Below are 24,847 nucleotides of genomic sequence, written 5' to 3'. Positions count from 1 at the left end.
TTAGCCGCGAACCTTGAGGTGGTAAGCCTCTTCGCTGATCTCGCTCCAGCGGTCGTACTTGGCCTTGAAGGCGAAGTAGGAGTCGTGCACCTTCTTCGTCAACGGGTCCTTGAGGCCGTCGGCCAGCACCTTGTCGGTCTCCACCTTCAGCGCCTTGATGACGTCGTCGGGCAGCGGCCGCGCGGTCACGCCCTGGTTCTTGATCAGGTCTTCCATGGCTTCGGAGTTCGCCTTCTGGCACCAGCCCTCGCTGATCACGTTGCACGCGGCCGAGGCGTTGCTCACGATCGCCTGCAGGTCTTTCGGCAGCTTGTCCCAGGCGGCCTTGTTGATCAGCAGTTCGGACACGGTGGACGACTCGTGCCAGCCGGTGGTGTAGTAGTTCTTGGCGGCCTTGTGCAGACCCAGGCGGCGGTCCTGGAAGGGGCCCACGAACTCGGCCGCGTCGATCACGCCGCGCTCCAGCGCGGGGAAGATCTCGCCGCCCGGCAGCACCTTCACGTCCACGCCCAGGTTGGCGTAGACCTTGCCGGCCAGGCCGGGAATGCGCATCTTGAGACCCTTGAGGTCGGCCACGGTCTTGATCTCTTTCTTGAACCAGCCCGTCATCTGCACGCCGGTGTTGCCGCAGGGCATGGCCACCATGCCGAAGGGTGCGTAGACCTCGTTCCAGAGGTCGATGCCGCCGCCGTCGTAGAGCCAGCCGTTCATGCCCTGGAAGTTCATGCCGAAGGGCACGGCGGTGAAGTACTGCGCGGCGGCGGTCTTGCCGGTCCAGAAGTAGGCGTTGGCGTGGTTCATCTCCACCGTGCCGGCGCGCACCGCGTCGAAGCCCTCGAACGCCGGGATCAGTTCACCGGCGCCGAAGACCTGGATGTTCAGGCGGCCATCCGACATTTCGCGGATGCGCTTGGCGAGATCGGTCGCGCTGCCCGGTCCGTCCATGTAGAAGGGCGAGCCCTTGCCGTAGGCACTGGTCATCTTCCAGTTGAATCGGGCCGACTGGGCGTTGGCGATGACGGGAGCACCGAGCACGCTGCCGGCAACGGCGGCGCGGGTGAGGAACTGGCGGCGGATCAGGGACATGGCGGCACTCCTGTGAAGGGGTTGAAGGTTGGACGGGGTGAAAGGCTGCCGTTTGTAAAGCGGCATGTCTTTCACTTCGCAAGCGCCATGCCATGTGTTTGCGTGTTCCAAGTCCTTGATTTGATTGATGTGCCGGCCGCTTTGGTTGGCATGCTTCCGAAATGGTGCATGCGAATCCGCCCCGGGTTGGTGTCAGTCGGTGCCGAATGTTCAGTGGTCCGCCGTGAGCGTGCCATTTGTCAAGTGATCCGGGCGTTGAGGCTGCTCATGGAAGCCAGGGCGCCCCTCTGAGTCACCCCGTGCGCACAAACGGCAGCCGGGCCCGCTTTGGTGCGCGCGCACCAAAGCGGGCCCCGGGCGGCCAGGCGTTACAGACGCGCGCCGCCGCGGCGGTTCTTCACGCGCGTGAGCAGCGTCTTGCAATCCACCGACAGGATCTCCGGCCGGTTGAAGATGTGGCGGTGCACGAAAGCCTCGAAGGTCTCGGGGCTCTCGGTGAGCGCGTGCACGTGCAGGCTTTTCAGGTCGCTCATGATGTAGAGGCTCACCACCTCGGCGCAGTCGGCCAGCTCCTGCGCGATGCGCTCGATGGCCGCCGGCGCGACCACGATGTCGAGAAAGGTCGAGTTCACCTGGCCGAGCTTCTCGGGGTTGATCACCGCGGCAAACAGCTCGATCACGCCGCTGGCCTGCAGGCCCTGCACGCGCGAACGCGCATGCGCCCGCGAAATGCCGAGCTGGCGCGCGATGTCGGCAAACGACGCGCGGCCGTCTTTCACCAGGATGTTGAGCAGGGCGGTGTCGAGCTTGCTCAGGCCGATGTCGGCGGCCTGCGTGGGTGGGTTCTGGGTCATGCCACAGCCCCAAGCAACTGGCGGGCCAGTGCCCTTTGCAGCCCCGGGCCAGCCCGTGCCGTCTGTCGCCTGCATGTCCCCGCCGCGCCCATGCCCTGTTCATCGCCCGCACACAGGCGTACAACCGGATTGAGGAAACGGTATGAACAGTATGGTTCGTTTTTTTCAGATCATCGGGCTCTCGTTCGCGGGCCTGTTGGCCAGTGCCCCGGCGATGGCCCAGGGCGCCTGTGTGAACGAACCCGGGCGCGCCCACGAACTGCGCGTGCTCGACGAAATCCAGATCACCGAGCTGATGGAGCGCTTTGACGTGGTGGCCGCGCCGCAGCGCTTGCACACCATGCTGGCCAGCCTGGTGGCCGCCGCTCCCCGGCTGCGCCAGGGCCCGGCCGTGCACCTGCTGGCCTACGAAGACAAAGACCTCAACGCCTACGCCGCCGACCACGGCATGGTCATCCTCACCAGCGCGATGTGGAGCAAGCAAGAAGACCTCTCCGACGACGAACTGGCTGCGGTGATGGCACACGAACTCGCCCACATCGAAGGCCGCGACTCGTTGGTGGAGGCCTGCGCCAACCTGCAACGCCTGAAGCAACCCGCCATGCGCTTTGAAGACGCCCGCGACCGCATGGCCCTGGAAATGTTCAACCCCCGCTCAACCCTGGCGCGCCAGGCGCAGCAACAACTGCACGCGCAGGAACACGCCGCCGACGTGCGCGCCATCGCTCTGCTGCGCGCCGTGGGCCGCAACCCGCAAGCCATGGTGAGCGTGCTTGCCAAGATCCACGGCACCACACCGTCGGCGCTGAACCTGCTGATGGGCACCACGCACCCGGAACTGCGCGCGCGGCTGGAGAAGGCGCAGGCGGCGGTGGATGCGGTCAATGCAGGGCAGCTGCCTCAGTCCCCGAAGTGAGCCACCAGGGCCTCACCCCAGGCCCACGGACCGGTGAGCGTCAGCGTCACGGTGGTCCAGTCGCCCTCGGCTTGAACCAGATGGTCGGCGTCCCACGCACCACCATCGTCCAGCGGGCCGCGTGGGCCGGGGCTGTGTTGTTCGGCCCACGCCAGCACGGCCTTCACCTCATTCATCACCTCGGGCAACTGCTCGGCACGCACGCTGGCCATGGCGTCCCAGGTGCCGGTGCCTTCGCCGTCGTCGCTGGGGTCGAAGAGGAGGTATTGCAGTGTCATGGGTGGATTGTCCGCGTGCGGCACCATGAAAAACGGCGCCCAAAGGCGCCGCGTTGACGGGTTGGCTCGCCGGGAGCCCTCACCCCAACCCTCTCCCAGAGGGAGAGGGAGAAAGAGGGGAGCCTCTCCCTCTGGGAGAGGGGGCGGATGCAAGGATCAGGCGGCTGCCTTCACCTTCAGACGCCACGCGTGCAACAGCGGCTCGGTGTAACCGCTCGGTTGTGCCTTGCCCTTGAACACCAGGTCCAGTGCGGCCAGGTAGGCCATGCTGGTCTTGAAGTTGCCGGCCATCTTCTTGTAGAGCGGGTCGCCGGCGTTCTGGCCGTCCACCACGGCGGCCATGCGCTCGAAAGTCTTGGTCACTTGCGCTTCGCTCACCACGCCGTGGTGCAGCCAGTTGGCGATGTGCTGGCTGGAAATGCGCAGCGTGGCGCGGTCTTCCATCAGGCCCACGTTGTGGATGTCGGGCACCTTGGAGCAGCCCACGCCCTGGTCGACCCAGCGCACCACGTAGCCCAGGATGCCCTGCACGTTGTTGTCCAGCTCCTGCTGCTTCTCGGCATCGCTCCAGTTCGGCGTGGCCGTCACGGGAATCGTGAGCAGGCCGGTGAGCAAGACGTCGCGTTCCTTGTTGGCATCGATCTTCTCCAGCTCTTTCTGCACGTCACTCACCAGCACCTGGTGGTAGTGCAGGCTGTGCAGCGTGGCGCCGGTGGGGCTGGGCACCCAGGCGGTGTTGGCGCCGGCCTTGGGGTGGCCGATCTTCTGCTTGAGCATCTCGGCCATGAGGTCGGGCATGGCCCACATGCCTTTGCCGATCTGCGCCTTGCCGCGCAGGCCGCACGAGAGGCCCACCAGCACGTTGTTGCGCTCGTAGCTCTGGATCCAGGCGCTGGTTTTCATGTCTCCCTTGCGCACCATGGGGCCGGCCAGCATGGCGGTGTGCATTTCGTCGCCGGTGCGGTCCAGGAAGCCGGTGTTGATGAAAGCCACACGGCTCGAAGCAGCGGCAATACAGGCCTTCAGGTTGACGGAAGTGCGGCGCTCCTCGTCCATGATGCCGAGCTTGACCGTGCTCTCGGGCAGGCCGAGCAGCTGTTCCACACGGCCGAAGAGTTCGGCGGCAAACGCCACCTCGGCCGGGCCGTGCATCTTGGGCTTGACGATGTATACCGAGCCCTTGCGCGAGTTGCGGATGGCGTCCTTCTTCGTGCGCTTCAAGTCGTGCAGGGCGATGGTGGTGGTGACCACCGCGTCCATGATGCCTTCGGGAATCTCTTGGCCGTCGGCACCCCAGAGGATGGCCGGGTTGGTCATGAGGTGGCCCACGTTGCGCAGGAACATGAGCGAGCGGCCGTGCAGGCGCACGGCGTTCGGCTTGCCGTTGGGCGCCGTGTACACGCGGTCGGCGTTGAGGCCGCGCGTGAAGGTGGTGCCGCCCTTGCTCACCGACTCGGTCAGGGTTGCCTGCAAGATGCCGAGCCAGTTGCTGTAGGCCAGCACCTTGTCTTCGGCGTCCACCGCAGCAATGGAGTCTTCCAGGTCGAGGATGGTGGAGAGCGCGGCCTCCAGCACCAGGTCGCTCACGCCGGCGGCGTCCGTCTTGCCGATGGCCGTGTTGCGGTCGATCTGGATGTCCAGGTGCAGGCCGTTGTGCTTGAGCAGCACCGAGCTGGGCGCCTTGGCTTCGCCCTGGTAACCCACCAGCTGCGCCTTGTCGGCCAGCTTGGCTGACCCGCCTTCGGCCAGGCCCACCACGAGCTCGCCGTCCTTGTTGATCTTGTAACTGGTGGAGCCCACATGCGAGCCCTTCTTCAGCGGCGCGGTGCGGTCCAGCACATGGCGCGCGTATTCAATGACCTTGGCGCCGCGCTTGGGGTTGTAGCCCCCCTTCTTGCCCACTTTCTCGCAGCCCTTGTCTTCCGAAATCACGTCGGTGCCGTAGAGCGCGTCGTACAGCGAACCCCAGCGCGCGTTGGCGGCGTTCAGCGCATAGCGCGCGTTCAGGATCGGCACCACCAGCTGCGGACCGGCCTGCACGGCCAGTTCGTCGTCCACGTTCTTCGTGGTGGCCTTCACCTTCTTGGGCTGCGGCACGAGGTAGCCATTGCCTTCGAGGAACGCGCGGTACGCCGCCATGTCGGCGATGGGGCCGGGGTGGGCCGCGTGCCAGGTGTCCAGCTCCGTCTGCAGGCGGTCGCGCTCGGCGAGCAGCGCGGCGTTCTTGGGCGCGAGGTCGCTCACGATGGCGTCAAAGCCCGCCCAGAAGGCGGACTCGCTCACGCCGGTGCCGGGCAGCACTTTCTGGTTGATGAAGTCGGCGAGGACGGTGGCGACTTGAAGGCCGTGGATCTGGGTGCGTTGTGTCATGGCGTGGGGTTTTGAAAAAAAGGAAATCAGTCAAAAAAGGCGAGCACATCGCTGAGCTGGCTGCCGGTGCGGTGGGGCTGGGTGCCGAGTTCTTCAAACGGGAGATTTTGCCGGTTCACCCACAGCGTGCGGTAGCCGTACCAGGTGGCGGCCAGTGCGTCCCAGGCGTTGCTGCTCACGAACACGATCTGTCCACAGGCCAGGCCGGTGGCTTGTTCGCCGAGTGCATAGGCCTCGGGGTGGGTCTTGTACTTGCGGATGGGGTCCACGCTGATCACGTGATCGAGCAGGCCCTCCAGCCCGGCGCTGCGCACCGCAATGCCCAGCATGTCGGGGTCACCATTGCTCAGGATGCCGGTGGCCACACCACGCTCGCGCAGCGCCTGCAGCACCGCGCGGTTTTCCGGAAAGGCCGAGAGGTGGCGGTACTGGTTCATGAGCCGCGCGGCCCGCTCTTCAAACGCGGGCCAGTTGCTGCGCGCCTCGGGCGCAATCGTCTTGATGGCGTAGGCCAGCGCGCTTTGCGTGAGCGCCCAGAACGGCCGGTAGTGCGCGCCGTGGTCGCTGGTGGTCACCAGCCGCGTGTATTCAATCTGCTTGTCCCGCCACAGCGTGGCCAGCCGCGTGCCCTGCCCGGTGAACAGCTGCTCGGCGAGCAGCCCCACGCTGTACACGTCGAAGAGCGTGCCGTAGGCGTCGAAGAGGACTGCGCGGGGTTTTTCCATCCCCGCACTGTATTCCACACATAAGTGCGCATTGAATCTGTTTTCTGCGGGTTATTTGTGACTCTCTTGACGGTAATTGAGCGTTGCGAGCTTCGCGTGGGCTATGAACGAACCCGTGAGACAAGAACATTGGCGCGCCTCCCGCGCAGCGCTGCCTCTGACGACCTGTTGCCCTGTTCCGCATGAGTGCGCCTCTTCTTGACGCGGTCATCCGCATACAACCACTCTGCTCTGTTTAGTGGCGCAGTTGAACATGAGTCGCCTCGGGCTACCCCACCCGCCCACTCAACCCACGCGCTGCCGACAGCACCTTTCCCACATGCCGCTCATCAAACCGGTGCGCCGGCATCGTGAGCGTGAGCGAGGCGGCGATCGATCCTTCCGCATGGAACACCGGCGCCGAGATGCCGGCGACTTCGGCCAAGCGGTCGCCCACGGCGGTCATGAAACCTTCTGCACGGATGCGGGCGTGGATGCGCTTCTCGGCGGTGGTGGGTTTGCGGCTGTCGTCGCCCGCGCCAAAGGCCGAGAGCACACGTCCACCCGTGCCTTGGTGCAGCGGCAACACCTCGCCGGCGCGGATGTGGTCGCGCACCGGGTGTGGTGAGTCCACGCGATAAAGGCACAGGCGGGTCTGGTTCGGCGCCTGGCCCTGGCGCACGTGGTACGCCGCGCTCTCGCCGGTGGCGGCCACCAGTTGGCGCAGCACGGGCATGACGATGCGATCCAGCGAAAACGAAGCCGCGTAGATGCCGTGCAGCCGCGCCACTTCGCCGCCCAGGGCATAGCGCCCGTCGTCCAGCCGCTGCAGCAGGTGCGCGTGTTCGAGCGAAGCCAGCAAGCGCAGGGCGGTGCTTTTGTAGAGCTGCGTGCGCTCGGCCAGTTCGGCGAGCGACAAGGCCGCGTCGCCCGCGCGGAACGCACCGAGCAAGGACAGCGCGCGGTCCACCGCGGCGGTGCCGCCGCTGGTGGCATTGGTGTCAGCGAGCGATGGGGTTTGCGCTTTGCGGGGCATGTAGAGGCTTGGGTTGACAGGCAGGAGGTGATCTGCGATTCTTTCAACAGAAAGAATATCGTTCTGTCAGATAGAACGCAAGCTCAAACCGACTTCCGCCATGCCCACCACCCCCGAAGTCCTCATCAGCGAAGTCGGCCCGCGCGACGGGCTGCAATCCGTCAAGGCGACCATGCCGACGGAACACAAGCTGCGCTGGATCGACGCGCTTGTGGCGGCCGGCCTGCGCGAGATCGAGGTGGGCTCCTTCGTGCCGCCCAGGTTGCTGCCTCAGATGGCGGACACACCCGCCGTGGTGCAACACGCCTTGCAGCACCCTGGCCTCGTGGTGATGGCGCTGGTGCCCAACCTTCGCGGTGCCGAGGCTGCGCTGGCCGCGGGCGTGCTCAAGATCACCTTGCCGGTGTCGGTGAGCGAGGCGCATTCCCTGGCGAACGTGCGAAAGACGCCGGCGCAGATGCTCGACGAGCTGCGCGAGGTCCATGCGCTGCGGCGCGATGCCGTGCCCGCGGTCGCCATGGAGGTGGGCCTGTCCACTGCGTTTGGCTGCACGCTGCAAGGCGCGGTGGCCGAAGACGACGTGATCCGCCTGGCCGTGGCCTGTGTGGAGGCGGGTGCGGACGAGGTGGGTCTGTCGGACACCACGGGCATGGCCAACCCGGCGCAGGTGCGCCGCCTGTTCACGCGGCTGCGCGCCGAACTGGGAGAGCGCGCCGGCGCGGCCCACATGCACAACACGCGTGGTCTCGGCCTGGCCAATTGCCTCGCGGCTTACGACGTGGGCGTGCGCACCTTCGACGCCTCGCTCGGTGGCCTGGGCGGTTGCCCTTATGCGCCCGGCGCCTCGGGCAACGTGGTCACCGAAGACCTGGTCTTCATGTTCGAGGCCATGGGCGTGCGCACCGGCATCGACATCTCCAAACTCATCGCCGCGCGCGAACCCCTCAAGGCCGGCCTGCCGGGTGAACCGGTCTACGGCATGACGCCCGAAGCCGGTTTGCCCAAGGGGTGGCCCACCCACCCAACACCATGACAAAATTCCCGTACGAAGGTCTGCGCGTCGTCGAATTCACCCACATGGTCATGGGCCCCACCTGTGGCATGGTGCTGGCCGACCTGGGGGCCGAGGTCATCAAGGTCGAGCCGCCGGCCGGCGACAACACGCGCCGCCTGCTCGGTTCGGGCGCGGGCTTCTACCCGCTGTTCAACCGCAACAAGAAGAGCCTGGTGCTCGATGTGCAAACGCCCGAAGGCAAGGAGGCGGTGCTCAAGCTGATCGCCACCGCTGATGTGGTGAGCGAAAACTTCAAGCCCGAGACGATGAAGAAGCTGGGCCTGGACTACCCGAGCCTGAAGACGCTGAACCCGCGCCTCATCCACGTGAGCCACAAGGGTTTCCTGCCCGGCCCGTACGACCACCGCACCGCGCTCGACGAGGTGGTGCAGATGATGGGTGGCCTGGCCTACATGACCGGGCGTCCGGGTGATCCGCTGCGCGCGGGCTCGTCGGTGAACGACATCATGGGCGGCCTGTTCGGTGCCATCGGTGTCATGGCCGCGCTCAGCGCGCGCGAGAAAACCGGGGTGGGCAGCGAGGTGCAAAGCTCGCTGTTCGAGAACAACGTGTTTCTGGTGGCGCAGCACATGATGCAGTTCGCGGTGACCGGCCTGCCGGCCGCGCCCATGCCCGAGCGCATCTCGTCCTGGGGCATCTACGACGTGTTCAAGGTCAAGGACAACGAACAGATCTTTCTCGCGGTGGTGAGCGACACCCAGTGGGCGATCTTCTGCGAGGCCTTTGGCTACGACGACCTCAAGGCCGACGAGCGCCTGCTGGGCAACAACAACCGCGTGCGTTGCCGCGACTGGCTCATCCCGTTGCTGCGTGAGCGCCTCGCGCAGCAGACCGCGGCCGACCTCGCTGCGCTGTTCGAACGCCACGGCCTGCCGTTTGCACCCATCACCCAACCCCACGAGCTGCTCGACGATCCGCACCTCTGCGCAACCGGGGGCCTGGCTCCCATCACCCTGCCCGACGGTGAACGTGCCGGCCAGACCGCACAAACCGTGCTGCTGCCGCTCGCGCTTGACGGCGAACGCCTGGGCGTGCGCCGCAGCCCGCCCCGGCTGGGCGAACACAGCGCCGAGCTGCTGGCCGAGCTGGGTTACTCGGCCGAAGACGCCGCGCGCCTGAGCCGGACGGTGGTGAAAGCGGCCTGAGAAGTCATCAATCCAGGCGTAAACGTCATGAGTCCGCTACGGTTTGTGGGGTAATCTGCCCCGGTGGACAAACTCAAACAACTCGAAACCTTCACGTCGGTGGCCACGCGTGGCAGCCTGACCGCCGCTGCCAAAGCCGAAGGCGTGGCCCCGGCCATCATCGGCCGCCGGCTCGACGCGCTGGAAGCCCGCCTGGGCGTGAAGCTCATGGTGCGCACCACGCGGCGCATCACCCTCACCCACGAAGGCAGTGCCTTCCTCGAAGACTGCCACCGCCTGCTGACCGACCTGGCCAACGCCGAAGCCAGCGTGAGCGCCGGCGGGGTGAAGGCCAGCGGGCATTTGCGCATCACCGCGCCGGCCGGCTTTGGCCGCCGCCACGTGGCGCCGCTGGTGCCGCACTTTCGCGAACTGCACCCCGAGGTGACGATCTCGCTCAACCTGAGCGACCGCGTGGTCGATGTGGCCGGCGAGGGCTACGACTGCGCGGTGCGCGTGGGTGATCTGCCCGACTCTTCATTGGTGAGCGTGCGCCTGGCGGAGAACCGCCGACTGTGCGTGGCCACCCCACGTTATCTGCAGCACCACGGTCGCCCGCAGACCCCGGCCGACCTGGTGCGTTTTGACTGCCTCACGCTGTCGAGTGACGCTTCTCAAACACGCGGCTGGGCCTTCGCCATGCCGGGAGAGGGCGGCGAGACCACCATCACCCACCTGCGACCCGGCGGCCCGCTGGACTGCACCGACGGGCAGGTCCTGCACGAATGGTGCCTGGCCGGTTACGGCATCGCCTGGCGCAGCACCTGGGAGGTGGAGGCCGACATCACGGCCGGGCGGCTGGTGAGCGTGCTCGACGATTTCGCCGCGCCGCCCAACGGCATCTTTGCGCTGTTCCCGCAGCGCAAACACCTGGCGCTTCGCGTGCGCCTGTGGATCGACTTCCTCAAGCACGAGTACGCGCGCCCGGAGTTCTGGAAACACTGAGCCTGCGGGGTCGGCTCAGGCGCGCCGGGGGCGCTTCACCGCGCGCACCTTGCCGCTCAGGCCCCCACCGCAATAGAACAGGTCGGCACCGTCGGACTCCAGCCCGCTCACGCCGGTGCCGGCGGGCATCTCCAGCCGTTCCAGCACCGCGCCACTCTGCGGGTCGATGCGGCGAATGTCGCTCTCTTCACCTTCCCAGGTGCCGTGCCAGAGCTCGCCGTCGACCCAGGTCACGCCGGTCACAAAACGGTTCGACTCGATGGTGCGCTGGATGGCGCCGGTGGCGGGGTCGATCTGGTGGATCTTGCAGTCGCGGTACTGACCCACCCACAGGCTGCCTTCGGCCCAGGTGAGGCCGGAGTCGGCGCCGTTGCCGGGGGCGGGGATGGAGTGCAGCACCGCACCCGTGCCCGGGTCGATCTTGTCGATGCGCGCTTCGGCGATCTGGTACAGGTGCTTGCCGTCGAACGCGGTGCCGGCGTCGCCCGCGTGCTCCAGCGTGCGGGTGGTCTGGCCGCTGGCGGGATCGAAGGCCACGATCTGGTCGCCGACGGAGGCCCATACCTGCCGGCCGTCGTGGGTGACGCCGTTGACGCGGCCCGCGCCCTCGAAGGGGCCGTATTCGCGAACGATGTCGGCGGGGGTGGACTGGACGGTGGAGGGCGGTGTTGCGGTGGACGTGCTGGTCATGGTGGGGCTCCTGGTGGGTGGCGCCGGTCGTCGGCGCCTGGAGGTCACTCTAGGCAATCGGCAGCGCAGTGGGGAGTAACAAGATCGTCGTGAATCCGGCCAGCGGCGGCGCCAGCCAGCGCCGCGCCCGCGCCTGGCCGATGGCGCGCACACGGCCCTGTGTTTCCAGCTCGGCAAGTGCACGTTGCACCGTGCGCTGGCTGGCATCCAGCGCCAGCGCGAGCGCCGAGGTGGACCAGGCCGCACCGTCGGACAGCAGCGCGAGCAGCGACGCCTGATCGCCGTCGAAAGGCGGCTTCAACACCACCACGTTGCGCCCGTCCAGCGGCTGAAGCATGAAACCGCGTTCGGTGGCTTCGATGCGGCCCAGGGACTTGACCAGCGCGCGCAGCCGCCCGATGTCCACGCGCAGGCGCGCCCGGTGGGTCTCGTCGGGGCGGCGGGTGCGAAACGCGTCGGCGATCAAGGCCTCGCGGTCCACATCGCCCGGCCAGGCCTGCGCGAGCGCGCGCGCCAGCGCAAACAGCACGGGCCGGCGCGCCAGCGACACCCAGGCAGATCCGCTGCCAACGCCGTGGCGGCAGGCGTCGACCACGAGGGCGTCCGACGCCAGCAGCGCCGCGACTGCGTCGAGGGTCAAGGCCTGCTCGCCGCCGCTCGCCATGCGCCGAGCCGCAGGCTGTGCCAGCGAGGCCAGGGCCTGCGCCACCTCGGCCTGCAAGGCCGGCACGCCCGAGCGCTCCGCCGCCGCCTCGGCGCGCTCGAGCGACGCACGCGCCTCGCCCACGCGCAAGGCGCGCAGCGCCAGTTCGGCGCCGATCAGCTCGGCCACCGCCGACAGGGCCGGAGAGAGACCACGCGCATCGGTGCGCGCCAGCGCGTCGGCCGCCTCGCCCAGGTGGCCGGTTAGCAGCCAGCGCCGCGCGGCAATCAGCCGCGCCTGCTGCGCATTGGCGCGGTCGCCGTGTGTCGCCAGCGTGGTGGCGGCGTTGGCCAGTGCACGCGTCGAGCCGCCGAGTTCGCGCATGGCCAGCGCCACCTCGGCCTCGGCCACCACGCAGCGCGCCCGCGACAGCGCTTCGTGAGCGCCAAAGCGCCGGGCCGCGCGCCGCAACAGATCGCGTGCACGCGGGTGGTCCCCGAGCTGCGCCATGGCGATGCCGCGCAAGGCCAGCGCGGGCGGGTCGTCGCGCAGGGCCACACGTTTGAGCGCGCCGAGCGCATCGCCCGTGGCCAGCGCGCGCGCGGCGGCGGTGATCAGGGAATCCATGGCGAGAGGCTACACCGGGCCCCAGGCCCGGTGGGAGTCGTCAGCGCAGGAAGAAGCGCAGCGGCGCCAGCACGATCTGCGGAAACAGCACCAGCAGAAGCAGCACGCCGAGTTGCGCCGCGAGGTAGGGCAGCACGGCGCGGATCACCGACTCCAGGCGCTCGCGCGCCACACCGGCCACCACATTGAGCACCGTGCCCACCGGCGGTGTGATGAGGCCGATGGCGTTGTTCATGATGAACAGCACGCCGAAGTACACCGGGTCGATGCCGGCCATGCGCACCACCGGCATGAGCACCGGCGCCAGGATCAGGATGGTGGGCGCGAAGTCGAGTGCGGTGCCCACCACCACGATCAGCAACATGATCACGAGCAGCAAGAGCGTGGGCGAACCCACCAGCGGCTGCAGCAGGTCGGCCACCACCATGGGGATGTTGGCCGCCGCGATCAGCCAGGCCGTGACCTGTGCCGCCGCCACGAGAAACATGACCACGGCCGAGGTCTTGCCCGCCGCCAACAGCAAGGCGTAGAGCTGCGAGACCTTGAGCTCGCGGTAGACCACGAAGCCGACGAACACCGCATAGAACACCGCCACGACGGCGGCCTCGGTGGGTGTGAAGAAGCCGCCCTTGAGGCCGCCGACGATGAGCACCGGCAGCAGCAGCGCCCAGACGCCGGCGAAGGTGGCCGACCAGCGTTCCTGCATGGTGGCCTTCTCGCCCCGCGGCATGTCGTCGCGCTTGGCCTGGAACATCCAGGTGCCCACCAGGGCGATGGCCATGAGCAGGCCGGGCACGATGCCGGCGAGAAACAGGCTGGTGATGGACACGTTGGCCACCACGCCGAACATGACGAAGCCGATGGAGGGCGGGATGATGGGCGCGATGATGCCGCCCGAGGCGATCAGCCCCGAGGCGCGCGGCATGTTGTAGCCGGCCTTGCGCATCATGGGGATGAGCAGGGCTGCCACGGCCGCGGTGTCGGCAATTGCCGAGCCCGAGAGCGAGGCCATGATCACGCAGGCGAAGATGGCCACATAGCCCAGGCCACCCTTGAAGTGGCCGACCCACGCGCCGGCCACACCCACGATGCGCCGCGAGATGCCGCCGGCGTTCATGAGCTCGCCGGCGAGCACGAAAAACGGGATCGCCATCAGCGGAAAACTGTCGGCGCCGGAGAGCATGTTCTGCGCCAGGATCTGCGCATTGAAGATGTCCATCCAGGCCATCATGGCCATGCTGGAGACCATGAGCGCGAAGGCGATCGGCATGCCCAGCGCCATGGCCGCGAGCAGCGAGAGAACGAAAACAAGAACGATCATGGGGTGGGCTCAGTCGTTCGCAGCGGGTGTCGGGTCCGCGAGGTCGTGCCCGCGCAGCAGGGTCACGATGTTGACCAGCACCATCGCGCCGATCGAGACCGCACACAGGTAGGCCACCGAGTACACGATGGACAACGACATGCCGGTGACCAGGCCGATGTTGGCCACGTTGATGTCGTGTTGCAGGAGCAGGCCCCAGAGCAACACGCCACAGCACACCAGCACCAGCACATGCCCCAGCAGCAGCGCGGCACGTCGCGTGCGTCCGGTGAGGCGGCTCACGACCATGTCCATGCCCAGGTGACCCCCTTCGCGCATGGCCACGATGGCGCCGAGGAAGGTGAGCCAGATGAACATGAAGCGCGCGAGCTCTTCCGAGGTGTTGATGCCCGAGTCGAACACGTGGCGCAGCACCACGTTGCCGAACACCATGACGCACATGGCCGCCAGGCAGAGCACCATGACGGCTTCGAGCGCCTTGAAGTACCAGTGGATGAGCGATTTCATGTCAAAACGCAAAGATCTTGCCCGGGTTCATCAGGTTGTCCGGATCGATCGCGTGCTTGATCTGTCGCATCAGTGCCACCGGCGCATCGCCGAGTTCGTCGATCAGGAAACCCTGCTTGTGCAGGCCGATGCCGTGCTCGCCGGTGCAGGTGCCGTCCATGGCGATGGCGCGCGCCACCAGCCGCGCGTTGAGCGCTTCAGCCTGCTCCACCTCGTGAGCGTTGTCGCCGTCCACCAGCATCTGCACGTGAAAGTTGCCGTCGCCCACGTGGCCCACCATGGGCGCGATCAGACCCGACCGCTGCAGGTCGGCTGCGGTCTCGTTGACGCAATCGGCCAGCCGTGAAATGGGCACACACACGTCGGTGACCACGCTGCGGCAACCCGGGCGCAACTGCAGCGCCGCAAAGTAGACGTTGTGCCGCGCTTCCCACAGGCGCGTGCGCTCCTCGGGCGTTCGCGACCACTGAAAGCTCTCACCCCCGAGCTCGCCCACGATGGCCTGCACCAGGTCGATCTGCTCGCGCACGCCGGCTTCGCTGCCGTGGAATTCAAAGAACAGGTGGGGCTGCTCGGGCAGGCCGGTCTTGCTGTAACCGTTGAGCGCGCGGATCGCGACACGATCGACAAACTCGCAGCGTGCGATCGGCACACCCACCTGGATGGTCTGCACCACCGCCTGCACGGCCGCGTCGATGCCGGGGAAGGCGCACACGGCGGCCATGATGCTCTCGGGCAGGGGGTGCAGCTTCACCGTGGCTTCCACCACCACGCCCAGCGTGCCTTCGGAGCCCACGAAGAGGCGCGTGAGGTCGTACCCGGCGGCGCTTTTGCGAGCACGTTGCGCGGTCTTGATGAGTTGCCCGTCGGGCGTGACCACGGTGAGGTTGACCACGTTCTCGCGCATGGTGCCGTAGCGCACGGCGTTGGTGCCGCTGGCGCGTGTGGCGCACATGCCGCCGATGGTGGCGTCGGCGCCGGGGTCCACCGGAAAGAACAGGCCCTGGTCGCGCAGCGCAGCGTTCAGCGCCTTGCGTGTCACGCCGGGCTGCACGGTGGCGGTCTGGTCGTCGCCGTGAATGGCGACCACCTGGTCCATCTGCTGCAGGTTGAGTGTGACGCCGCCTTGTGTGGCCAGCGTGTGGCCTTCGAGCGAAGAGCCCGCGCCGTAGGGCACCAGCGGCACGCGGTGTTCGCGACACAGTTTGACGATGGCCACCACCTCGTCGGTGCTGCGCGCAAACGCCACCGCGCCGGGTGGCATGGCCGCGAAGATCGACTCGTCACGGCCGTGGTGATCACACACGGCCGTGCTGGTGGACAGGCGTTCGCCCAGCAGGGTGCCCAGGCTGGCCAGCAGCCCGGGTGGCAAGGTGACGGCGTTCACTTATTTCGCCGTGCCGCGCACCTTGGCGATCTCGGTGCGCACCAGGGTCATGAACTCGGGACCGATTTTTTCCAGGTGTGGCGCAATGGCGGGTGGCACACGGTCGCGGATGGCCTGCAGGTCGGCGGGCGAGAACTGCGTGACCTGCACACCCTTGTCCTTCATGCCCTGCAGCGCGTTGCCGGCCTCGGCCGCGGTGGACTTGCGCTGGTACGCGGTGGCGTTCTTCGCGGCGGTGTTCATGGCCGTCTGCTCAGCGGGCGAAAGGCTGTCCCAGTACTTTTTGGACACCGCAAAGATCAGCGGTGAATACACGTGGCCCGAGAGCGTCATGTACTTCTGCACTTCATAGAAGCGCTGCGTGTACATGAGCACCACCGGGTTTTCCTGGCCGTCGAAGGCCCTGGTTTCCAGCGCCACGAAGAGCTCGGACCACGGCAGTGGCGAGGCGTTGGCGCCGATGGCCTTGAAGGCGTCGAGCGTGAGCGGGTTGGGCTGGGTGCGCAGCTTCAGGCCCTTCAGATCGTCCAGCGTGTTGACCGGGCGCTTGGAGTTGGTGATGTGGCGAAAGCCGTTTTCCCACCAGCCCAGCACGTGGATGCCCACGGCGGCGAGTTTGGCGTTGAGGTGCGCGCCCACCGGGCCGTCGAACACGGCGTGTGCTTCGGCTTCGGTGTTGAAGAGAAAGGGCACGTCCTGAAAACCGAGTTCCTTGACCTGGCCCAGCATGGCCAGCGCGCTGCCGGTGTAGAACTCCTGCACGCCGCCTTGCAGCGCCGCCAGCATCTGTGGGTCCGGGCCGAGGGCCTGGTTGGCGATCACCGAGATCTTCATCTTGCCGGCGCTGGCTTTGTCCATCTCGGCGGCAAACTGTTTGGCGGCCTGGCCAGCCGGGTGGGCGTCGGCCAGACCGTGGCCAAAGCGCGCGGTGCGCGCCTTGAAGTCCTGCGCCACGGCGCTGGTGCCCAGCGCGGTCAGGGTCGTGAGGGCCATGGCGGCCAGCAGTCGGTTGAGTTTCATGCGGTTGTCTCCTCTGGGTGGGCGGGTTGGTGGGACGGGTTTCTGGCCTGGATCCGGTTGCGCAGCAGGCCGATGCGCTCGATCTCGACTTCACAGACATCGCCGGGTTGCATGTAGAGGCGCGGCTCACGGGCGTGGCCGATGCCCGCCGGCGTGCCGGCCACGATCAGGTCGCCGGCTTCGAGCGTGATGGCTTCGCTGATGGTCACGATGAGCGAGGCCACGTCGAACACCATGTCGCTGGTGTTGGCCGACTGCACGGTCTGGCCGTTGAGCCGTGTCTCCAGCCGCAGGCCGGCGGCGCCGGGCGGCAGTTCGTCGGCGGTGACCAGCCAGGGCCCGAAGCCGCCGGTGCGGTCGAAGTTCTTGCCCATGGTCCATTGCGGCGTCTTGAACTGGTACTCGCGCACGCTGCCGTCGTTGAACACCGAGTACGCCAGCACGTGCGAGAGCGCGTCCTCCCTGCGGATGCACGAGCCACCGGTGCCGATCACGGCCACCAGTTCTCCCTCGAAGTCCAGCGTGTCCGACAGGCCGGCGTGCTCCAGCGGTTCGCCGTGGGCAACCACGCTGGTGTTGAAGCGCGAGAACAACGTGGGGTAGGCGGGTTGCTCGAAGCCACTTTCGGCCGAGTGGTCGCGGTAGTTCAGGCCCACGCAGATGATCTTGCGCGGCTCGGCCACCGGGGGCAGGAATTCCACCCCCGCGAGGTCGACCACGGGCTGGGCGCGCATGGCCCGGGCGGCGGCGTCGAGCGCGGGACGGCCCTGGCGGATCGCGGCGTCCAGTGACCCGGGGTGGGCGCTGGCGCCCTCGGTGGCGCCGTGCCAGGCGCCGCTGGCGGGGTCCTGCACCGCCCAGCCTTCGCGCCCCTCGCGCTGGAAACGTACCAACTTCATCGCTCGCTCCTGTGTGTGTTCATGGGAGGGCACTCTACCAGTGAAGATGTATCGTTCGGCAAATAATCTATTCTTTTATCATTGGTACATTCCCGCATAAAATCCGCCAGCCATGACCACCACCGCCAAAACCACCCAGGCCGAGACCGTCTGCCAGCGCATCCGCCAGGAGATCCTGGAAGGCCGGTTGCTGCCCGGTGCCAAGCTCAACATCAAGGCGCTCGAACAGCGTTTCGAGGTCAGCCTGGGCGCCATCCGCGAAGCGCTCTCGCGCCTGGGCGCCGAGGGCATGGTCACCGCCGAGTCGCACCGGGGTTACCGCGTGAGCCCGGTGAGCAAGGAAGAGCTGCTGGACCTCACCCGCACGCGCGTGGAGCTCGAATGGCTGTGCCTGAGCAAGGCCATGCAGCACGGCGATGTGGAGTGGGAAACCGGCATCGTGGCCGCCGCGCACCGCATGGAGCGGCTGCAGGAAACGCCGTCGGAAGCCGAGGCCCGCAAGACGCTGGCCTGGAACCAGGCCCACGGCGCGTTTCACGAAGCGCTGGTGGCCGCCTGCCCCAGCGCCTGGCTGCTGCGCATGCGCGCGGTGCTGTACGCGCAGAGCGAGCGCTACCGCCTGCTCTCGGTGCCGCTGGACACCGACCACCACCGCGACGTGAAAGGCGAACACAAGCGGCTGGTGGACGCGGTGCTGGCGCGCGACGAGCCCGCGGCGCTCAAGGCCCTGGAAGAGCACTTCTTCGCCACGGTGCAGATCATCCTGCGCTCACCCTTGTTGCAGTGACGGGCACGGGCGACGACCCGCGCAGCGACAACCACGCAAACAGCGCGCCCACCAGCGCGCCGGCCACCACGTCCAGAAACACGTGCTGCCGGATCGCCATGGTGGACCAGAGGATGACGGCGCACTGCAACACACTCAGCCAGCGCAGCAGCGTGGGTGCGCCGATCTGAACAAAGATGCGGTGCAGCCAGAAGGCGGCGTACACGGCAGAGGCCACGTGCAGCGAGGGACAGGCATTGCCCGTGGCGTCCACGCTTTTCATGAAGGCCAGTTGCGGGTGCTGCGACCAGTCGATGTCCAGCACCGGTGTCTGCGTGGGAAACACCCAGAACAGCAGCAGGCAGAAGATGCACAGGGCCGCCGTCCAGAGGCCCTGAACGATGAGCGAGCGCAGGTTGGGCATGAAGGCCGCGGGCAGCGACACGTAGACCCAGAGCGAGACATAGGCCGCAAAGCCCGCGGGGGTGAACGGCACCCAGTCGTCGATGGCGAGCATGGGCATCGTGAAGGGCTCGCGCAGCGGGTGTTGCTGGACCCGGAAATAGGCCTGGAAAAACAGCACCATGAAGACCGTGGTGCCCAGGGCCTTGAGGTACCAGAGCGTGGTGAAGCGGGAATACAGGCGACGAGCCCAGGCGCGATCGGAAGGTGGTGTCATGGGCAAGGTGGGTTGGCGACCGGTGGCAGCGCCGGCTGACTGTACGTCAAGCGTGTGAAATGTCCCCAAGGTACTGTCGGGTAATTTGTATAATCCACGGCCCTGCGACCCCGACAGCAGCGCGTGGCCGACCCAGGCCACCCAGAACAACAAGATGGTTGTTGCTTCGGAGGAGCTCCCCGTGTTTTCTTCAGTGTCGTGGCCTGTGCCCCGGTCCTTGCGTGCCGGTCTTTCTGTTGTGTCCCACCCATGAACTCCGCCGAACTGATCCGCAACTTTCTGACCGAGCGCCTGGGCGTCGTTCCCCACCAGATCCAGCCCGGTGCCCTGCTGGCCGACCTGGGCGTGGACTCGCTGATGCTGGCCGAGCTCATGTTCGAAGCCGAAGACCGTTTCGGCATCGAGATCCCGTCCGACCTGTCGCCCCCGCGCACCGTGGCCGACATGCAGTCGGCAATCGATGCGCTCACGCCGTTGAAGACCGGCTGAGCCATGCAGGCGCGCCGTGTAGCCATCACCGGCATTGGCCTGATCAGCCCCTGGGGCGGGGACCTGGGTGATTTTTTCGAACGCCTGCTCGCCGGCGAGTCGGGCGTGCGCCACCTGCTCACCGACGATCTGCCGCGTCCGCTGTCCACACCGTTCGTGAGCTGCCAGGGCTTCGAGCCCGAGGTGGAGCTGGGCAAACCGCTGGCCATGATGATGGAGCGCTTCGCGCAGCTCGGCACCGCCGCCGCGTTCCAGGCCTGGGCACACGCGGGTCTGCCGCGCCAGCCCGAGGCCGCCGATGCGGCCGAGCGCGACACCTGGGGCTGCATCTGGGGCACCGCGCTGGGCGGCCTGTCGGCTCACGAGCGCGGCAGCCGCGAGATGTGGCAGAAGGGGCGCGAGCGCCTGTCGCCGCTGTCGGTGGTGCAGGGCATGAACAACGCGGTCAACGCGCACATCTCCATCCAGCTCGGCCTGGGCGGCGTGAGCTCCAGCCACACCGCCGCCTGCGCCTCGTCGGGCATCGCCATCGGTGAAGCGTTCCGGCGCGTGCGCAGCGGCGACGCCGACGTGATGCTCACCGGCGGCTCCGATGTGTGCCAGTCTTATGGCGTGGTGCGCGCCTGGGAGGCGATGCGTGTCATGGCACCGGGCGATGCGCAGACGGCGCCTTCGGCCTGCCGGCCTTTTTCGGCCGACCGCGCGGGCCTGGTGCTCGGCGAAGGGGGTGCCGCCCTGGTGCTGGAAGCCTGGGACCACGCGGTGGCCCGCGGCGCCACCATCCACGGCGAAATCGTGGGCTTCGGCGCCAGCTGTGACCGCAGCCACCTGGTGCGCCCGAGCAGCGCGGGCCAGGTGCGCGCGCTGCGCGCCGCGCTGGCCGACGGAGGCCTGGAGCCATCCGACATCGGTTATGTCAACGCCCACGGCACAGCCACCGCCGAGGGCGATCCGGTGGAAATCGCGGCGCTGCGCGAGGTGTTTGGTGACGGTGCCAGCCGCCTGCCCGTGAGCGCCACCAAATCCATGCACGGCCACCTGCTCGGTGCCTCCGGCGCCATCGAGGCGGTGGTGACGGCCCTGGCCTTGCGCGAGCAGGCCGTGCCACCCACCGCCCACCTCGCCGGGCGCATCGACCCCGCCTGCGAAGGGGTCGACCACATCCTCCAGGGCCGGCGGCGGGTACCGTTGCAGGCGGCCCTGTCCAACTCGTTTGCCTTCGGCGGCAGCAACGCCGTGCTGGCCTTGCGCGCTCCGCCGCGCTGAACCTGACACCTCGAATGAATCCCATGACCGAACCTGTTTCCCCCGCCACCGTCGACGCCCTCTGGCCCGAGGTGGTCGCCCTGATCATTGAAGCGCTCAACATGGAGCTCACCCTGGCCGATGTGGACCCCGACGGCCCGCTGTACGGCGACGGCATGGGGCTGGACTCCATCGACATGCTGGAGATCTCGCTCGTGATCTCCAAGCGCTACGGCTTCCAGATGCGCTCGGACAACGAAGACAACGAGAAGATCTTCTCGACGCCGCGCGCCCTGTCGGCGCACATCGCCAGCCAGCGCACGCAGTGAAACGCCCGAACGCATGACCGCTCTTTCGGTGCTGCGCAACGTCGGTGTGCTGCTGCTCATGGCGGCCTGGGTGGTCGCCGCCCACGTGGGCAGCACCGGCTGGGGCAACGCCGATGTGAACGCCGTGGTGGCCGTGCTGCCGATCGCCGTGGCCGTGCTCATGGCCTTGTGGCGCTGGCCGCAGTGGGCCGTGCGTGCGGGCGGTGTGATGGCTCTTGGCGCGCTCGTGGCCTGGCTCTGGCCGCAGCTGCGTCACAACGTGCCGCTGCTGTATTACCTGCAGCACCTGGGCATCCACGTGGCGCTGGGCGTGTTGTTCGGCAAGTCGCTGCTCGGCCCGGGCGATGCCCTCATCACCCGCATGGCGCGGCGCATCTTCGCCCACGAGCTGTCCGAGCGCAAGGTGCGCTACACGCGCAACGTCACGCTGGCCTGGACACTGTTCTTCTTCATCAACGCACTGGTCTCCACCGGGCTGTTCATCTGGGCGCCCGCGGCCGTGTGGTCGGTGCACGCCAACGTGCTCACCGGACCGCTGATCGCTGTGATGTTCGTGGTGGAACACGCGTGGCGCCTGTGTGTGCTGCCGCCGCACGAGCGTCCCGGCCTCGCCGACATCGTGCGCGCTTACCGGCGCGAATCGGCAGCGCGAAACGCCGGCTCTTCCCGGTCATGAGCAGCTCACCGTTGATCAGCGACCGTGGGCTGGACGACGTGTTCGCCTGGCGCGCCAGCGGCCCGGTGAGCGTGCGCGATTTCCTGGCCGACGCGCACGCGTTGGCCGCGCAGTTGCCCGAGGGCGGCTGGCAGCTCAACCTGTGCGACGACCGTTACCACTTCGCGGTCGGCTTCGTGGCCGGGCTGCTCGCCGGCAAGGTCAGCCTGCAGCCCTCGTCGCAATCGCCGGAGACCTTGCAGCGCCTCGCCGCCGACCACCCCGGCACCACCTGGCTGGCCGACAAGCCAACGGAGTTGCCGGGCCTGAGCGGCACGGTGTTCCCCGATCTCGCCACGCTGAGCCGACCCGCCGTGCAAGCGATGCCGCAGGTGGACGACGCGAAGACCGTGGCCATCCTGTTCACCTCGGGCTCCACCGGCCTGCCGCAGCCACACCACAAGACCTGGGGCAAGCTGGTGCAGAACGGGCGCGCCGAAGCCGCGGCACTGGGCCTGCTGCAGCACCCGCAGACCATCGTCGGCACCGTGCCCACACAACACAGCTACGGCTTCGAGTCGACTTTCCTCGTGGCCCTGCACGGCGGCTGCCGGTTCGCGGCCGCCAAACCGTTTTACCCGCAGGACATCGTGGCCGCGCTGCAGGCCGTGCCGCGCCCGCGCATGCTGGTGACCACGCCGTTCCACCTCTCGGCCCTGCTCGCGTCCGACCTGCCCGTGCCGCCGCTGGACCTGGTGCTCTCGGCCACCGCGCCGCTGAGCCCCGACCTCGCGCGCCGCGCCGAAGCACGCTGTGGCGCGCCGGTGCACGAGATCTACGGCTCGACCGAATCGTCCGCCCTGGCCAGCCGCCGCACCCTCGACGGCGCGGCCTGGCATCCGCTGCGCGCGGTGCGGCTCGAGCACGTTGGCGACACCACCCACGCCAGCGGCGGCCACGTCGAAGGCCGGGTGCCGCTGGCCGATGTGATCGAGTCCTGCGCCGACGGCACGTTCCTGCTGCACGGCCGCCACGCCGACCTGGTGAACATCGCGGGCAAACGCACCTCGCTGGCCTGGCTCAACCACCAGATCGGCGCCTTGCCCGGTGTGGTGGACGCGGCCTTTTTTCTGCCGGACGACGCGGACGATGCCGACGGCGTGACGCGTCTGGCCGCCTTTGTGGTGGCGCCCTCGCTGGATGCGCGCGAGATCATGGCCGGCCTGCGCCAGCGGCTGGACGCGATCTTTCTGCCGCGCCCATTGGTGCTGTTGGACGCCCTGCCGCGCAACAACACCGGCAAGCTCACGCGCCAGGCGCTGCAGGCGCTCTACGCCGAGAAGGTGCCACATGGACACGGCTGAGTTCGTCTGGGCGGTGCCGCCCGATCACCCGGCCTTCGCCGGGCACTTTCCGGGCCGGCCCATCGTGCCCGGCGTGGTGCTGCTCGACCAGGCGCTGCTGTTCGCCGCGCAGTTGCGCGCCGAGGACGGCCGGGCGGGTTGGCAGGTGGCACAAGCCAAGTTTTTTGTGCCGGTCGGCCCGGGCCAGACCCTGCGCTTTGCCCTGCAGACCACGCCGCGCGGCTCGGTGGCATTCAGCGTGACCTGCGAGGGCGTCGAGGTGGCCACGGGCAGCCTCGTGCCGCCAGCGCCATGACGGGCGGACCCACGCCCGACTGGATGCAGCAGAAGGAGCGCAGCCACCTGGGGCCGCTGCGCCTGATGGTGTGGATCTCGCTGCGCCTGGGGCGCCCGGTGGGGCGGCTGGTGTTGCGCGGCATCGCGCTGTACTTCGTGCTGTTCTCGCCCAGGGCTCGGCGCAACGGGCGGGCCTACCTCACGCGAGCGCTCGGCCGCGCGCCCACCTGGCGCGACGGTTACCGCCACGTGCTGACCTTCGCCAGCACCGTGCACGACCGCATCTACCTGCTCAACGACCGCTTCGATCTGTTCGACATCCGCATCACCGGGCACGACGCCGTGCAGCAGGCACTGGACCGACAGCCCGGGGCTTTTCTGGTGGGCGCGCACCTGGGCAGCTTCGAGGTGTTGCGCGCCATGGCCCACCAGCACGCCCGCACGCCGGTGGCCATGCTGATGTTTGAAGACAACGCGCGCAAGATCAACGCCATCCTGCACGCCATCAACCCGCGAGCCCAGCAGGACGTGGTGGCGCTGGGCCACCCCGACTCGATGCTGCGCGCGCGCGACAAGCTCGACGCGGGCTTTCTGGTGGGTATGTTGGCCGACCGGTCGCTCGCGAACGATGCCACGGCAGAATGCATGTTCCTCGGCGCACCGGCGCGGTTTCCGCTCGGGCCCTGGCGCATGGCGGCCATGCTGCGCCGGCCGGTGTTTTTCATGTCCGGCGTGTACCTCGGTGGCAACCGCTACGAACTGCACTTCGAGCTGCTGGCCGACTTTTCCACCGTCGACCGCGGCGAGCGCGAAGCCGCCATGGCCCAGGCCATGCAGGCCTACGCCGACCGGCTCGGCGAACTGTGTCGCCGCGCACCGTACAACTGGTTCAATTTTTTCGATTTCTGGCAACGCACATGATCCGACGACTTTTCACGGGCCTGGTGCTCGGCAGCTTCAGCGTGTTGGCACATGCCGCGTTCGACATCGGACAGCTCATGATCGAGCTGGCCAGCAACCCCGGCGGGCGGGCCACGTTTGTCGAGAAGCGCCACCTCGCCCTGCTCGACAAGCCGCTGGTGGCCACCGGCGAGATGACCTACACCGCGCCCGACCGGCTGGAAAAACGCACGCTCACGCCCAAGACCGAGACCATGGTGCTCGACAAGGACACGCTGAGCCTGGAGCGCGACCGCCGCAAGATGCAGATCCAGCTCAGCCAGCGGCCCGAGGTGGCGGCCTTTGTGGAGAGCATCCGCAGCACGCTGCAGGGCAACCGCGCTTCGCTGGAGCGCAACTACACGCTGCTGCTCGCCGGCCACATGGACGCCTGGGTGCTGACCCTGGTGCCGACCGAACAACGCATCGCCTCGCTGCTGCAGCGCATCACGCTCAGCGGCGTGCGCGAACAGGTGCTGGTGATCGAGTACCTGCAGGCCGATGGCGACCGCACGGAGATGACGATCGAGCCGGTGAAGCTGCCATGAGCGTTGTGCGAAGCG

Annotated in this window: 25 protein-coding genes and 1 pseudogene; 12 read left to right on the top strand and 14 right to left on the bottom strand. The window is 67.7% G+C overall.

All coding sequences use genetic code 11. The annotated features are described in order from the left end of the window. Both BSY239_RS18810 and BSY239_RS18805 read right to left on the bottom strand, forming a co-directional pair. Positions 1 to 1,086, bottom strand: a complete 1,086-nt coding sequence (locus BSY239_RS18810) for a TRAP transporter substrate-binding protein (RefSeq protein ID WP_172823129.1) — start codon at positions 1,084 to 1,086, stop codon at positions 1 to 3. Positions 1,087 to 1,454: 368 nt separating this feature from the next. Further along, positions 1,455 to 1,940, bottom strand: coding sequence for an Lrp/AsnC family transcriptional regulator (locus tag BSY239_RS18805; protein ID WP_069048143.1), 486 nt, complete (start codon positions 1,938 to 1,940; stop codon positions 1,455 to 1,457). A 142-nt stretch (positions 1,941 to 2,082) separates the two neighbouring features. Here BSY239_RS18805 and BSY239_RS18800 point away from each other — a divergent pair, with 142 nt between their 5' ends. Further along, positions 2,083 to 2,856 (top strand): M48 family metalloprotease, encoded by a 774-nt coding sequence (locus BSY239_RS18800; RefSeq protein WP_083240070.1) that lies wholly within the window; start codon positions 2,083 to 2,085, stop codon positions 2,854 to 2,856. On the opposite strand, the gene BSY239_RS18795 is transcribed toward BSY239_RS18800, so the two are convergent. From BSY239_RS18795 to BSY239_RS18780, 4 genes are all read right to left on the bottom strand, one after another. Then, on the bottom strand, positions 2,841 to 3,134 hold the full coding sequence (locus BSY239_RS18795; protein ID WP_069048141.1) for a hypothetical protein: 294 nt from the start codon (positions 3,132 to 3,134) through the stop codon (positions 2,841 to 2,843). The two genes, BSY239_RS18800 and BSY239_RS18795, sit on opposite strands and share 16 nt — an antisense overlap. Before the next feature lie 156 nt (positions 3,135 to 3,290). Continuing rightward, positions 3,291 to 5,504 (bottom strand): malate synthase G, encoded by a 2,214-nt coding sequence (locus BSY239_RS18790; RefSeq protein WP_069048140.1) that lies wholly within the window; start codon positions 5,502 to 5,504, stop codon positions 3,291 to 3,293. A 26-nt stretch (positions 5,505 to 5,530) separates the two neighbouring features. After that, positions 5,531 to 6,229, bottom strand: coding sequence for a haloacid dehalogenase type II (locus tag BSY239_RS18785; protein WP_069048139.1), 699 nt, complete (start codon positions 6,227 to 6,229; stop codon positions 5,531 to 5,533). A 268-nt stretch (positions 6,230 to 6,497) separates the two neighbouring features. Further along, the gene (locus tag BSY239_RS18780) at positions 6,498 to 7,244 is read right to left on the bottom strand and encodes an IclR family transcriptional regulator (RefSeq protein ID WP_069048138.1); all 747 of its coding nucleotides are present in this window, start codon (positions 7,242 to 7,244) and stop codon (positions 6,498 to 6,500) included. Between the two features lie 100 nt (positions 7,245 to 7,344). Between BSY239_RS18780 and BSY239_RS18775 the strand changes: the two genes are divergently transcribed. The 3 genes from BSY239_RS18775 (at position 7,345) to BSY239_RS18765 (ending at position 10,448) form a co-directional block, all read left to right on the top strand. Beyond that, positions 7,345 to 8,277 carry a hydroxymethylglutaryl-CoA lyase gene (locus BSY239_RS18775; protein ID WP_069048137.1) on the top strand — a complete coding sequence of 311 codons (933 nt, stop codon included), beginning with the start codon at positions 7,345 to 7,347 and terminating at the stop codon, positions 8,275 to 8,277. After that, on the top strand, positions 8,274 to 9,464 hold the full coding sequence (locus tag BSY239_RS18770; protein WP_069049087.1) for a CaiB/BaiF CoA transferase family protein: 1,191 nt from the start codon (positions 8,274 to 8,276) through the stop codon (positions 9,462 to 9,464). Before BSY239_RS18775 ends, BSY239_RS18770 begins: the two co-directional genes overlap by 4 nt. A gap of 63 nt (positions 9,465 to 9,527) precedes the next feature. Then, the gene (locus tag BSY239_RS18765; RefSeq protein WP_069048136.1) at positions 9,528 to 10,448 is read left to right on the top strand and encodes a LysR family transcriptional regulator; all 921 of its coding nucleotides are present in this window, start codon (positions 9,528 to 9,530) and stop codon (positions 10,446 to 10,448) included. Between the two features lie 15 nt (positions 10,449 to 10,463). Here the strand turns inward: BSY239_RS18765 and BSY239_RS18760 are convergent, their stop codons facing one another. From BSY239_RS18760 to BSY239_RS18730, 7 genes are read right to left on the bottom strand one after another with little or no spacing between them, the layout of a single operon-like run. After that, on the bottom strand, positions 10,464 to 11,138 hold the full coding sequence (locus BSY239_RS18760) for a Vgb family protein (protein WP_069048135.1): 675 nt from the start codon (positions 11,136 to 11,138) through the stop codon (positions 10,464 to 10,466). A gap of 49 nt (positions 11,139 to 11,187) precedes the next feature. Further along, positions 11,188 to 12,408 (bottom strand): DNA-binding protein, encoded by a 1,221-nt coding sequence (locus BSY239_RS18755; RefSeq protein WP_069048134.1) that lies wholly within the window; start codon positions 12,406 to 12,408, stop codon positions 11,188 to 11,190. A gap of 40 nt (positions 12,409 to 12,448) precedes the next feature. Beyond that, a complete protein-coding gene (locus BSY239_RS18750; RefSeq protein ID WP_069048133.1) occupies positions 12,449 to 13,729 on the bottom strand; it encodes a TRAP transporter large permease subunit in 1,281 nt (426 codons plus the stop codon). Between the two features lie 9 nt (positions 13,730 to 13,738). Further along, positions 13,739 to 14,236 (bottom strand): TRAP transporter small permease, encoded by a 498-nt coding sequence (locus tag BSY239_RS18745; protein ID WP_069048132.1) that lies wholly within the window; start codon positions 14,234 to 14,236, stop codon positions 13,739 to 13,741. A gap of 1 nt (position 14,237) precedes the next feature. Further along, positions 14,238 to 15,623, bottom strand: coding sequence for an FAD-binding oxidoreductase (locus BSY239_RS18740; RefSeq protein WP_069048131.1), 1,386 nt, complete (start codon positions 15,621 to 15,623; stop codon positions 14,238 to 14,240). Continuing rightward, positions 15,624 to 16,643 (bottom strand): TRAP transporter substrate-binding protein, encoded by a 1,020-nt coding sequence (locus BSY239_RS18735; RefSeq protein WP_069048130.1) that lies wholly within the window; start codon positions 16,641 to 16,643, stop codon positions 15,624 to 15,626. Then, a complete protein-coding gene (locus BSY239_RS18730) occupies positions 16,640 to 17,542 on the bottom strand; it encodes a fumarylacetoacetate hydrolase family protein (RefSeq protein WP_069048129.1) in 903 nt (300 codons plus the stop codon). Before BSY239_RS18730 ends, BSY239_RS18735 begins: the two co-directional genes overlap by 4 nt. Positions 17,543 to 17,654: 112 nt before the next feature. Here BSY239_RS18730 and BSY239_RS18725 point away from each other — a divergent pair, with 112 nt between their 5' ends. Further along, positions 17,655 to 18,329 carry a GntR family transcriptional regulator gene (locus tag BSY239_RS18725; protein WP_069048128.1) on the top strand — a complete coding sequence of 225 codons (675 nt, stop codon included), beginning with the start codon at positions 17,655 to 17,657 and terminating at the stop codon, positions 18,327 to 18,329. On the opposite strand, the gene BSY239_RS18720 is transcribed toward BSY239_RS18725, so the two are convergent. After that, positions 18,301 to 18,987 carry a phosphatase PAP2 family protein gene (locus BSY239_RS18720; RefSeq protein WP_069048127.1) on the bottom strand — a complete coding sequence of 229 codons (687 nt, stop codon included), beginning with the start codon at positions 18,985 to 18,987 and terminating at the stop codon, positions 18,301 to 18,303. The genes BSY239_RS18725 and BSY239_RS18720 overlap by 29 nt on opposite strands. A 249-nt stretch (positions 18,988 to 19,236) precedes the next feature. Here BSY239_RS18720 and BSY239_RS18715 point away from each other — a divergent pair, with 249 nt between their 5' ends. The 7 genes and pseudogenes from BSY239_RS18715 to BSY239_RS18680 all read left to right on the top strand — a co-directional run bounded on the left by BSY239_RS18715 (position 19,237) and on the right by BSY239_RS18680 (position 24,832). Further along, positions 19,237 to 19,476, top strand: a complete 240-nt coding sequence (locus tag BSY239_RS18715; protein ID WP_069048126.1) for an acyl carrier protein — start codon at positions 19,237 to 19,239, stop codon at positions 19,474 to 19,476. Between the two features lie 3 nt (positions 19,477 to 19,479). Continuing rightward, a complete protein-coding gene (locus BSY239_RS18710) occupies positions 19,480 to 20,742 on the top strand; it encodes a beta-ketoacyl-[acyl-carrier-protein] synthase family protein (RefSeq protein WP_069048125.1) in 1,263 nt (420 codons plus the stop codon). Between the two features lie 23 nt (positions 20,743 to 20,765). Continuing rightward, on the top strand, positions 20,766 to 21,050 hold the full coding sequence (locus BSY239_RS18705; protein ID WP_069048124.1) for a phosphopantetheine-binding protein: 285 nt from the start codon (positions 20,766 to 20,768) through the stop codon (positions 21,048 to 21,050). Between the two features lie 13 nt (positions 21,051 to 21,063). Beyond that, entirely contained in the window at positions 21,064 to 21,726 is a 663-nt protein-coding gene (locus BSY239_RS18700; RefSeq protein ID WP_069048123.1) for a hypothetical protein, read from the top strand. After that, positions 21,723 to 23,364: pseudogene (locus tag BSY239_RS18695) on the top strand (AMP-binding protein). Before BSY239_RS18700 ends, BSY239_RS18695 begins: the two are co-directional and overlap by 4 nt. Beyond that, on the top strand, positions 23,361 to 24,266 hold the full coding sequence (locus BSY239_RS18685) for an LpxL/LpxP family acyltransferase (protein ID WP_069048120.1): 906 nt from the start codon (positions 23,361 to 23,363) through the stop codon (positions 24,264 to 24,266). The pseudogene BSY239_RS18695 and the gene BSY239_RS18685 overlap by 4 nt, the downstream one beginning before the upstream one ends. Then, on the top strand, positions 24,263 to 24,832 hold the full coding sequence (locus tag BSY239_RS18680; RefSeq protein ID WP_083240069.1) for a LolA family protein: 570 nt from the start codon (positions 24,263 to 24,265) through the stop codon (positions 24,830 to 24,832). Before BSY239_RS18685 ends, BSY239_RS18680 begins: the two co-directional genes overlap by 4 nt. Positions 24,833 to 24,847: the final 15 nt, after the last annotated feature.

It is taken from the genome of Hydrogenophaga sp. RAC07 (genome assembly GCF_001713375.1).
In the GTDB taxonomy this organism is placed as follows: domain Bacteria; phylum Pseudomonadota; class Gammaproteobacteria; order Burkholderiales; family Burkholderiaceae_C; genus Hydrogenophaga.
This window is presented reverse-complemented; position numbering and strand designations above follow the sequence as displayed.

Coding starts and splice junctions, on each gene's coding strand:
- BSY239_RS18705 (WP_069048124.1), top strand. CDS start 20,766: ATGACCGAACCTGTTTCCCCCGCCACCGTCGACGCCCTCTGGCCCGAG.
- BSY239_RS18805 (WP_069048143.1), bottom strand. CDS start 1,940: ATGACCCAGAACCCACCCACGCAGGCCGCCGACATCGGCCTGAGCAAG.
- BSY239_RS18680 (WP_083240069.1), top strand. CDS start 24,263: ATGATCCGACGACTTTTCACGGGCCTGGTGCTCGGCAGCTTCAGCGTG.
- BSY239_RS18800 (WP_083240070.1), top strand. CDS start 2,083: ATGAACAGTATGGTTCGTTTTTTTCAGATCATCGGGCTCTCGTTCGCG.
- BSY239_RS18775 (WP_069048137.1), top strand. CDS start 7,345: ATGCCCACCACCCCCGAAGTCCTCATCAGCGAAGTCGGCCCGCGCGAC.
- BSY239_RS18810 (WP_172823129.1), bottom strand. CDS start 1,086: ATGTCCCTGATCCGCCGCCAGTTCCTCACCCGCGCCGCCGTTGCCGGC.
- BSY239_RS18735 (WP_069048130.1), bottom strand. CDS start 16,643: ATGAAACTCAACCGACTGCTGGCCGCCATGGCCCTCACGACCCTGACC.
- BSY239_RS18685 (WP_069048120.1), top strand. CDS start 23,361: ATGACGGGCGGACCCACGCCCGACTGGATGCAGCAGAAGGAGCGCAGC.
- BSY239_RS18760 (WP_069048135.1), bottom strand. CDS start 11,138: ATGACCAGCACGTCCACCGCAACACCGCCCTCCACCGTCCAGTCCACC.
- BSY239_RS18780 (WP_069048138.1), bottom strand. CDS start 7,244: ATGCCCCGCAAAGCGCAAACCCCATCGCTCGCTGACACCAATGCCACC.
- BSY239_RS18750 (WP_069048133.1), bottom strand. CDS start 13,729: ATGATCGTTCTTGTTTTCGTTCTCTCGCTGCTCGCGGCCATGGCGCTG.
- BSY239_RS18745 (WP_069048132.1), bottom strand. CDS start 14,236: ATGAAATCGCTCATCCACTGGTACTTCAAGGCGCTCGAAGCCGTCATG.
- BSY239_RS18790 (WP_069048140.1), bottom strand. CDS start 5,504: ATGACACAACGCACCCAGATCCACGGCCTTCAAGTCGCCACCGTCCTC.
- BSY239_RS18720 (WP_069048127.1), bottom strand. CDS start 18,987: ATGACACCACCTTCCGATCGCGCCTGGGCTCGTCGCCTGTATTCCCGC.
- BSY239_RS18700 (WP_069048123.1), top strand. CDS start 21,064: ATGACCGCTCTTTCGGTGCTGCGCAACGTCGGTGTGCTGCTGCTCATG.
- BSY239_RS18795 (WP_069048141.1), bottom strand. CDS start 3,134: ATGACACTGCAATACCTCCTCTTCGACCCCAGCGACGACGGCGAAGGC.
- BSY239_RS18730 (WP_069048129.1), bottom strand. CDS start 17,542: ATGAAGTTGGTACGTTTCCAGCGCGAGGGGCGCGAAGGCTGGGCGGTG.
- BSY239_RS18770 (WP_069049087.1), top strand. CDS start 8,274: ATGACAAAATTCCCGTACGAAGGTCTGCGCGTCGTCGAATTCACCCAC.
- BSY239_RS18755 (WP_069048134.1), bottom strand. CDS start 12,408: ATGGATTCCCTGATCACCGCCGCCGCGCGCGCGCTGGCCACGGGCGAT.
- BSY239_RS18725 (WP_069048128.1), top strand. CDS start 17,655: ATGACCACCACCGCCAAAACCACCCAGGCCGAGACCGTCTGCCAGCGC.
- BSY239_RS18785 (WP_069048139.1), bottom strand. CDS start 6,229: ATGGAAAAACCCCGCGCAGTCCTCTTCGACGCCTACGGCACGCTCTTC.
- BSY239_RS18715 (WP_069048126.1), top strand. CDS start 19,237: ATGAACTCCGCCGAACTGATCCGCAACTTTCTGACCGAGCGCCTGGGC.
- BSY239_RS18710 (WP_069048125.1), top strand. CDS start 19,480: ATGCAGGCGCGCCGTGTAGCCATCACCGGCATTGGCCTGATCAGCCCC.